Origin of the sequence: Polaromonas sp. CF318 (genome assembly GCF_000282655.1) — a bacterium.
Lineage (GTDB): Bacteria > Pseudomonadota > Gammaproteobacteria > Burkholderiales > Burkholderiaceae_C > Polaromonas.
On record NZ_AKIV01000157.1, the window covers coordinates 1 to 8,954 of the forward strand.

General features: G+C 68.0%; 5 protein-coding genes. 2 read left to right on the plus strand and 3 right to left on the minus strand.

Annotated elements, in window-relative coordinates:
• Window positions 1-251: 251 nt before the first annotated feature.
• The 3 genes from PMI15_RS23795 to PMI15_RS23805 are packed head-to-tail and all read right to left on the minus strand — an operon-like array spanning window position 252 to window position 6,840.
• A complete protein-coding gene (locus PMI15_RS23795) occupies window positions 252-884 on the minus strand; it encodes a hypothetical protein (protein WP_007875119.1) in 633 nt (210 codons plus the stop codon).
• Between the two features lie 59 nt (window positions 885-943).
• Window positions 944-4,246, minus strand: coding sequence for an exodeoxyribonuclease V subunit beta (locus tag PMI15_RS23800; RefSeq protein WP_007875122.1), 3,303 nt, complete (start codon window positions 4,244-4,246; stop codon window positions 944-946).
• Window positions 4,243-6,840: a PD-(D/E)XK nuclease family protein gene (locus PMI15_RS23805; RefSeq protein WP_007875123.1), complete on the minus strand. Its 2,598-nt coding sequence runs from the start codon at window positions 6,838-6,840 to the stop codon at window positions 4,243-4,245. The genes PMI15_RS23800 and PMI15_RS23805 overlap by 4 nt, the downstream gene beginning before the upstream one ends.
• Before the next feature lie 179 nt (window positions 6,841-7,019).
• On the opposite strand from PMI15_RS23805, the gene trxA reads away from it, so the two are divergent.
• Both trxA and rho read left to right on the plus strand, forming a co-directional pair.
• Window positions 7,020-7,352: a thioredoxin TrxA gene (gene trxA, locus PMI15_RS23810; RefSeq protein ID WP_007875124.1), complete on the plus strand. Its 333-nt coding sequence runs from the start codon at window positions 7,020-7,022 to the stop codon at window positions 7,350-7,352.
• A 248-nt stretch (window positions 7,353-7,600) separates the two neighbouring features.
• Window positions 7,601-8,863, plus strand: coding sequence for a transcription termination factor Rho (gene rho, locus PMI15_RS23815; RefSeq protein WP_007875125.1), 1,263 nt, complete (start codon window positions 7,601-7,603; stop codon window positions 8,861-8,863).
• The last annotated feature ends 91 nt before the right edge of the window (window positions 8,864-8,954 follow it).

Consider the following 8,954-nt stretch of genomic DNA (forward strand, 5'->3'; position numbering starts at 1 on the left):
CTCGGCGGCCATCAGGCCGGCGGGCCCGCCGCCTATGACGGCCACGCGCCATGCGGCGGCCGGGGTGGATTCAACAGGGGATGCGCCAGGTGTCAAGGGGGTTCCGCGTGCAGCGGCCACAGGTTAAGCAGAAAAAACGGAAGGTTCGCGGTCGCGAACACAAAGCGCCCCAAGCGGGCGCGGTTCGGCGAAACAGGATGGCCTGATTATTACAGGGAGAGGCCGCCGGGATAGCGACCGGCCTCCGCTCCTTACATGGGCGGCGCAAAGCCGTTGCGCCCGACGATCACGCGCAGCGCGGTCGGCTTGCCGCCCTGCTCCTGGGCGGTGATCATCACTTTGGCGCCTGGCACCAGCAGCGTGTTTTCATCGGCCTTGCCGGGCTTGAAGGAGACCACGGGCGCATCGGGCGGCACGATGACGGTTTTTTCGCCGTCCTTGTAGCGCAGCGTGAGCTTTTGCCCGCCGGGCACCGTCGAAGGCGCGGCGGCCAGGTCGGCCACGGTGGCATTGGTCATGGTGCTTTCTGGGCGCAAGTCCCAGGGGCGGTGGCCTTCGCCGGTGCCGCGCGCGGCTTCGGGAAACACCACCACCTCAAGCGCCAGCTGGCTGCCGTCGGCCTGCGGCATGGCGGCCGTGCCTATATAGCTGCCGGGCTTGATGTCGGCCAGCGCCAGCGGAAAGACTTCCGACACATCCATCGCGGCGGGCCGCGCCAGCGTGATGACTTCGCCGCTGCGCTCCCTGACGGTGAGGCTGGTGGCATCGACTTTTTCAATCGTGGCGCGCAGGCGCACGGTGGGATTGGCCGGCGCGGGGCTTTGCGCCAGCACCAGCGGCAAGGTGGCCGCCAGGGCCACAGAGGCGAGGAATTGCTTGAACATGGGAATCCTTTCAGCCGGCATGGAGTGCAAGGAAGGGGCGCCGGACAGGCCCGGTGTGATCAGTCAACGAGGACCACAGTTCCCTGCCCCGTCAGAAAAGCCGCTTTGACCGGCACACCGGGGTAGATGCGCTGCACCGCCGCGCGATAGGCCTGCAGCTGCGCGACCAGCGCGGGCTGGCGTTGCGGGGCGGTGGCTGATTTGTAGTCCAGCACCCACCAGTGGCCTTCATGGCCGGCGTCCTTGCGCTGCACCAGGCGGTCCAGCCGCAGCGCCTGGCCGGCGTAGACCAGGTCGACCTCGTTGCCTTGCCAGGCCAGCACCTCGGGCCGCCAGGCCCAGGCGCCCTCGCCCGCCAGGATGCGGCCGGCCAGCGTGGCCGACTGCGCGGCCTGGGCCGGGCTCAGGCGGAACTCGCGTGCTGCGGCCGCCACCTGTTCGGGCGGCAGCGCACCGCCCCATTCGAGCAGGCGGTGCATGGCCTTGCCTATGCGGGCCTTGAGGGAATCCTCATCGAGGCTCTCGACAGCGGGCGCCTCGGGCATCAGGGCCTGGGGCAGTTCGGGCAATTCAGGCAGGTAGAACACGCCGGCATCGGCCGCTTGCGGGCGCAGGCCCGCCGTTTCGTCAGCCACGGGCGCGGGCAGTTCGCCCAGCAGGCCCTGCAGGCGCTGCCACCAGCTTTCGGTGGTCATGCGGTGCGGCTCAATGGAAGAGATGACCAGGGTGTGGCGCGCGCGCGTGAGCGCCACATAGAGCGCATTGAGTTCCTCGCGCTTGCGGGCGGCCTGCTCGGCGGCCAGGGTGTCGGCGGCACAGGCGGGGGGCCGGCTTTCGCTGACGAGGAAAACAAACTTGCGCGGCTCGGTGGCCTCGCCGGGCCAGTCGACCAGCACGCCCATGCTGTCGGCATTGCGCTCCACCGTATCGGTGTCCAGCAGCAACACGGCCTCGGCCTCCAGGCCCTTGGCGCCGTGGATGGTGAGCAGGCGCACGGCCTCGCCGCTGACAGTGGCCGGCGCCTGGGTGCCGCCGGCCTTGAGGGCGCGCACAAAACCGTAGGGCGTGGCGTAGCGGCCGCCGTCCAATTCGAGCGACACACCCAGCAGCGCGCGCAGATTGGCCAGCACCGCGCCGCGCTGGGCCGCAGGCGCCGCGGCGCCAAAACGCGCGAGCACGTCGCCGTCGTCATAAATACCCTGCAGCGCGTCGTGCGGCGGCAGGCTGTCCAGCCAGCTTTTCCAGCGCGCCAGGGTCTGGCCCAGGCCTTGCAACTCGGGCGCCAGCAGTTCATCTTTTTGCAGCAGCGCGTACCAGGGTGCGCCGTGCTCGCGCTGCAGCAAAGCCAGTTGCACCAGGCCACCGTCGGACAGGCCGAACAGCGGCGAGCGCAGCGCGCGGGCCAGCGACAAGTCATGCTGCGGCGAGACCAGCACGTCAAGCAGCGCCACCAGGTCCAGCACTTCGCAGCAGTCAATCAGTTCGGTTTTTTCGCCGACCTGGGCGGGAATGTGCAGCGCGCGCAGCTCGTCCTGCAGCGGCAGCAGGCCGGCGCGCTTGCGCGACAGCACCATCACGTCCTGGGGCCGCAGCCCGCCGGCGATCTGCTCCGAGATCCATGCGGCGGCCTGGCGGGCCTCGCGCGTTCTCAGCGTTTCCTCGGGCAGTTCGCGCGGCGTGGTGAGGCTGTCGCGCCAGCCGGCGGCCAGCGGCGAAGCCTCTTCCTCGTCCTTGTTGCGCGGAATCGGCGGCAAGCGCCCCACGGCGCCGGCCAGGCCGGACGCCGTGGTGTGCTCGCGAAAGCCGTCATACGCATCGGCTTCGCGCGCCGTCACCATGGCGGCATTAACGGTGTCTATGACCGCCTCGGCGTTGCGGCGCGTGTGGTCGCAACTGAGCAGATCGCCGCCCAGGCCGTGCACCACAAAAGCCTGCGCGGCGCGGAAGACTTGCGGCTCGGCACGGCGGAAGCGGTAAATGCTTTGTTTGGGGTCGCCCACCAGGAAGACGCTGGGCGCCGTGCCCGCGCCCGAATAACCGATCAGCCACGAGTACAAGGCCTGCCACTGCAGCGGGTTGGTGTCCTGGAACTCGTCGATCATCAGGTGGCGTATGCGCGCGTCCAGCCGCTCCTGCACCCAGCCCGAGAGCACCGGGTCGGCCAGCATCAGCAGCGCGGCGCGCTCGACGTCGTTCATGTCGACCCAGCCCCGCTCGCGCTTGAGAGCGGTGAACTGCGCGATCAGCACGCGGCTCAGGCGCGCCATGCGCTGCTGGTGCTGCCAGGCGTCGTGCTGCTGGCGGGCCGCGACCACACGCAGCACCAGGTCCTGGGCAATGCGCACCTGCTCGATGCCGACGATTTTTTCGCCGAACTTGCGCGGCGTGCCTTTTTCGGTCAGCAGGGCCGCGATGGCGGCCGGGAAGTCGCCGGCCGTCAGCGCCTGTTCGAGCTCCACCCCCTTGGCCGAAAAAGTCGGCGCGCTGGCGCGGCCCAGCGCCATCGCGGCGTCCCTGAGGGTCTGCCGGTGAAAGCGGTTCGTGCTGAGCAGCTCTTCCGGCTCATCCAGCCCGCCGAATTCGGTGAACTGCAGCGCGAAGGGCTGCACCGACGCGGCGATCACGCCTTTTTCGTCGGCCAGCGTGAATTCGGTGCGCTTGTCGAGCGCGGCCTGCAAGGCTTTGTCGGCCTGGAAGCGGCCGTGGGTGAGCACCACGGCCTCGAAGTCGGCCTTGAGCGCGGCGTCAAGCGCGACCGCCGCATAAAAGCGCCGCCAGACCAGGGCGCGCGCGGGCGCGTCGTCTTCCAGCAGCTCGTAGTTGACGGGCAGCTCCAGCCGCTGCAGCACCGCGACCGGCGCGCTGCGCAGCAAGGCCGCGAACCAGCTGTGGAAGGTGCGTATCTGCACCGATCGGCCGCTGGCCAGGATGGAGCGGTACAGGTTGGACAGCTGCTCGCGCAGCTGCTGAGCGGCCTGCCGGCCCTTGGCGCCGGCCAGGTCCAGCTGCACGCCGCGCATTTCGAGCTCGCGCTGCAGGGTGGCGTCGTCGGCATGGGCAAAGGCCTTGAGCCAGTCGTCCAGGCGCTCGCGCATTTCACCGGCGGCTTTTTTGGTGAAGGTGATGGCCAGGATTTCATGCGGCAGCACCTGCTGGCCGGGCGCGGCCGTGGCGCCGTCCAGCAGGGCGCGCACGATGCGCGAGACCAGCATCCAGGTCTTGCCGGCGCCGGCGCAGGCCTCGACCGCGACGCTGCGCCGCGGGTCGCAGGCAATCGCATAAAACGCCTCGGCGGAGACCGGCTCGCCGTTGCATTCGTAGGCGGCTGCATGGGCGATCAGCTTGTTGCCCGATGCGCTCATGCGCCCTCCCCGGCTGTTTCTTCGTCAAGACTCCAGAAATCTTTCCGGCACAGGCCGCGCGCGGCGCAGTAATCGCAGGCCTTGCCCTCACCCAGCGCCGGCAGGGCCGCGCCACCTGCGATGCGGGCCATGTCGGTGAGGATGCTGTCTATCAGTTCATCGCGCAGGCCGACGATCTCGGGCTGCTCATAGGTTTTGGTCGGCTCTTTTTCACCGAGGTTGACATAGGCCGCGGCCAGGGTGTCGTCGCTCATGAGCGCGGCGTAGAAGGCGAGCTGGGTGTCCTCCTGGCCGCCCTTGATGCGTTCGGCCGTGGTGGCGCGCGGCTCGGTCTTGTAATCGATCAGCAGCGCGTGGCCGTCGGCCTGACGGTCTATGCGGTCCAGCTTGCCGAGCAGGGTGAGTTCGCCCAGCGGCATTTCGCGCCAGACCTCGGCTTCGTCAAAGCGGGCGCCGCTCGCTTCATGATCGGCCAGCCAGGCCAGGTAGCCTTCGCGCACGCCGGGCCAGGCGGCGGCAAAGGGCAGAAACTCGCTTTCAGTGAGTGCCAGTTCCTGGGCGGCACGGTCCGCCGCCGCATTCATCATGGTGGCGCGGACGGCCGGGTCGTCGTTGGGCTGCGCTTTCAGTGCTTCATGGAAATGCCGCAGCAAGCCGTGCAGCCAGTTGCCGAAGTCGCGCTTGCCGAGTTCGCTTTCAAGCTCCTCGGGCTCCTGCAGCTTGAGCTGGCGCAGCGCGAAGAAGCGGTAGGGGCAGCGGCGCAGGTCTTCATAGGCGCTGGCCGACAGCCGCGTGAGGGGCAAGGCCTCGCCGCTCGGAAAGGGGTGCGGCGTGGGCTGGATGTCCACGGCGCGCAGGCTGCGCGGGTCGGCAGCGGGCTGCGCTTCCTGGGGGGCGTCGTCCTGCGCCAGCAGCAGTTCCTGGACAAAACCGCTGGGGATCAGGTGCTCGCCGGCTTCGCTGCTGCGCCACAGCACGTCGACCCGCGGCGCCTGCAGGGCGTAGCGCCAGGCCTGGCGGGCCGCGGCGGCCAGGGTTTCGCGCGTGGGCAGGCCCAGCAGCTCGCGCTGGGCGGGTGTCCAGGGGCCGGCGGGTTCGGGCGAGACCGGCAGGCGGATCTCGTCGCAGCCGGGCAGCACCACGGCGCGCATGGGCCGGCCCAGCAGCTGCGGCAGCGGCAGAATCACGACCTGCTCGGCCGCCGGATGCGGCGGCGCGAACTTGCCGCCTTCCAGCGCCTGGTTGGCCCATTGGGTGAAATCGTTGAGCCGCATGACCGGCGAGGCCTGGAATTCAATCTCGGCTCCCTCGTGCAGGCGCAGCACCTCGAGCACGACCTGGCCAGCTTCGTCCCCGGCCAGCGCCTCCCACTGGCCCGCCGCCTGCAGCGCGGCGCGCAGGTCGCGCAGCCACACGGCCAGCGGGCGGGCGCGGGCCAGGGGCGCGCGCAGCGCGTTGGCCTGCAGGGCCAGCGGCTGGGTGGCCATAAAAGCCGGCGGCACGATGTCTTCGGCGGCAAATTCGGGCAGGTCGCGCCAGGCGCGTACGCCGACACGGCGCAGCTCGGTTTCTGCGGCGGTCACCAGCATGGGCTCAAAAGCGGGTGCATTCTTGAGCCAATCGAGCACGGCGTCTGTCGAAGCATCCCAGGGCAAGGCGCGCAGCAGGCTCATCAGGCCGGCGGCGGCGCGGGTGGTGGACAGCTTCCAGCCGGTTTCATCGCGCATGGCGATGCCGCGCTCGGCCAGCATGGCGCCCACGCGGCGCGTGAGCTGGCGGTCCTGCGCGATCAGCGCGACCGGGCTGCGCCCCTGCGCCAGGTGGGCCAGCACGCAGGCCGCCGCGCGCCCAGCCTCGTCCTCGGCATCCTGTGCGGCATGCAAGGCGGGCGGCGGGCCGGCTTCCAGGGGAATGCACAAGGGGATGGACAGGGACAGCTCGCCGAAATGGGCCTTGAGCGCCTCGGTCAGCGGGTCGGCCTGGAAGCCTTCGAGCACGGCAAACAGCAAGGGCCGGGCCTGGAACAGCCGGTCTGTTGGATAGGCCGAGGCCGCGGCCCAGGCCAGCGCGATGCGGCCCACGGCGGCCTCGAGCGCCAGCACCGGGGAGTCCAGGCCCGCACCCAGGGTCTGGGCCAGCCCTTCGCTCCAGGCGCGGCGCCTGGCCGGCATCACAGCAGCGGCCACGCCGGCCAGGCTCCAGGCGGCCTCGACCAGGCGCCCGGCCAACGCGTCCTGCTGGTTGCCCAGCCCGGCGCGTTCCAGCAGCGAGGCAGCGGTGAGCATGTCGACGGCCACGTCCATGCGCAAATCGTCGCCCGAGGGCGTGAACAGGCCCAGCGTGCCGCCCAGGCCGCCGGCCCAATTCATGGTGGTTTCAAAACGCGGGACAAAAAAGGTGTCGCCGGCCTGCGCGGCCCAGGCCTGGCGCGCCTGCTGGATCAGCTGGGCATAGGGCAGCAGCACGACACATTCGGCCGGATGCACGCCGCGCGCCTCGATGGCCGCGGCCAGCCCGGCCATGGCCTGGCGCCAGCACCGCGCGTCAGGCGGGGCGGCGGTGTCGGCAAGGTCGGCGATGGCGGCAGATGGCATGAATAGGGTTTGCGACGGGCAACAGGGGGAAACTTGGGGCGGGCCGCGGGCGGATTGAGCGGGTGGCTATCAGGGTGATAGCCCCTGCCTGCCCGACCCGGCCACTTGCTTTCTGCCACAATGACTGCAACTTTAGCCCTACGTATCGTAACCATCCTAACCAAGACAAAGGAGCCGCCATGGCGAGCGAACTGATCAAACATACCACCGATGCCACCTTCGAAGCCGATGTGCTGCAATCCTCCAAACCCGTGCTGGTGGATTACTGGGCCGAATGGTGCGGTCCGTGCAAGATGATCGCTCCCATCCTGGATGAAGTGGCGACCGGCTACGACGGCAAGCTGCAGATCGCCAAGATGAACGTCGACGAAAATCGCGACATCCCCGCCAAGTTCGGCATCCGCGGCATTCCGACGCTGATGCTGTTCAAGGACGGCCAGCTGGCCGCCACCAAGGTCGGCGCCATGAGCAAGGCCCAATTGACCGCCTTCATCGACCAGCAACTGGCCTGAAGTATTTTTGCGCCGGGAAAGGAAGCACGGCCCCTGCCGCTTCCCGACCGGCGCCCCTCCCCCGGCCGGCCGCGCCGGGCGCATGAGATTGCACCCGTTTCCCGCCTGAATTTCCTGTCATAATGTGCCTTATTCACCGGTACGGCCCGCGCCGCCCGGTTCGAGTTGCCGGTTTGTAAGCCACCTTCTGCGGCTTCTTTTCAAACCTCCCCCGTTTTCCATCAATGAACTCCGCAAGGAGTAATTCCATGCACTTAAACGAACTCAAGGCACTGCACGTGTCTGAAGTCCTCAAGCAGGCCGAAGCCCTTGAGATCGAAAACGTCGGCCGCATGCGCAAGCAGGAGCTGATGTTCGCCATCATCAAAAAACGTGCAAAAACCGGCGAGACCATCGTGGCCGACGGCGTGCTGGAAGTGCTGCCCGACGGTTTCGGCTTCCTGCGTGCCCCTGATTCGAGCTACACCGCGTCCACCGACGACATCTACATCAGCCCCAGCCAGATCCGCCGCTTCAACCTGCACACCGGCGACATGATCGAAGGCGAAGTGCGCACCCCCAAGGACGGCGAGCGCTACTTCGCGCTGAACAAGCTCGACAAGGTCAACGACGGCCTGCCGGAAGACAACAAGCACAAGGTCATGTTCGAGAACCTGACGCCGCTGTTCCCGCGCGAACAGTTCAAGCTCGAGCGCGACATCAAGGGCGAAGAGAACCTGACCAGCCGCATCATCGACATCGTCTCGCCCATAGGCAAAGGCCAGCGCGCCCTGCTGGTGGCGCCGCCCAAGTCCGGCAAGACCGTGATGATGCAGAACATCGCCCACGCCATCACCGCCAATTACCCCGAAGTGGTCATGATGGTGCTGCTGGTGGACGAACGCCCCGAGGAAGTGACCGAAATGCAGCGCAGCGTGCGCGGCGAGGTGATTTCGTCGACCTTCGACGAACCCGCCGCGCGCCACGTGCACGTGGCCGAAATGGTGATCGAACGCGCCAAGCGCCTGGTCGAGCTCGGCAAGGACGTGGTCATCCTGCTGGACTCCATCACCCGCCTGGCCCGCGCCTACAACAACGTGCTGCCCTCCTCCGGCAAGGTGCTGACCGGCGGCGTGGACGCCAATGCCCTGCAGCGCCCCAAGCGCTTTTTCGGCGCGGCCCGCAATATTGAAGAAGGCGGCAGCCTGACCATCATCGGCACGGCCCTGGTCGACACCGGCAGCCGCATGGACGAGGTGATCTTTGAAGAATTCAAGGGCACCGGCAACTGCGAAATTCACCTGGACCGCCGCCTTTACGAAAAACGCGTGTTCCCGGCCATCCACCTGAACCGCAGCGGCACCCGCAAGGAAGAACTGCTGCTCGCACCCGAAATTCTCCAAAAATCGCGGATTTTGCGCCAATTCATGTACAACATGGACGAAATCGAGTCCATGGAGCTCATGCTCAAGAACATGAAGGCCACCAAGAACAATCACGAGTTCTTCGACATGATGCGGCGTGGCGGCTAACGCCGCCACGCCAACTATGGCCCCCACGGTCGCCCACTTCGTGTAGCTCCCTGCCCCCCGAGGGGGCCGCTGCGCCTGCGGCCCGGCAAAG

What these genes read in the sequence shown, in the direction of transcription:
- PMI15_RS23795 (WP_007875119.1), bottom strand. Translation starts at nt 884, where the DNA reads ATGTTCAAGCAATTCCTCGCCTCTGTGGCCCTGGCGGCCACCTTGCCG.
- trxA (WP_007875124.1), top strand. Translation starts at nt 7,020, where the DNA reads ATGGCGAGCGAACTGATCAAACATACCACCGATGCCACCTTCGAAGCC.
- PMI15_RS23800 (WP_007875122.1), bottom strand. Translation starts at nt 4,246, where the DNA reads ATGAGCGCATCGGGCAACAAGCTGATCGCCCATGCAGCCGCCTACGAA.
- rho (WP_007875125.1), top strand. Translation starts at nt 7,601, where the DNA reads ATGCACTTAAACGAACTCAAGGCACTGCACGTGTCTGAAGTCCTCAAG.
- PMI15_RS23805 (WP_007875123.1), bottom strand. Translation starts at nt 6,840, where the DNA reads ATGCCATCTGCCGCCATCGCCGACCTTGCCGACACCGCCGCCCCGCCT.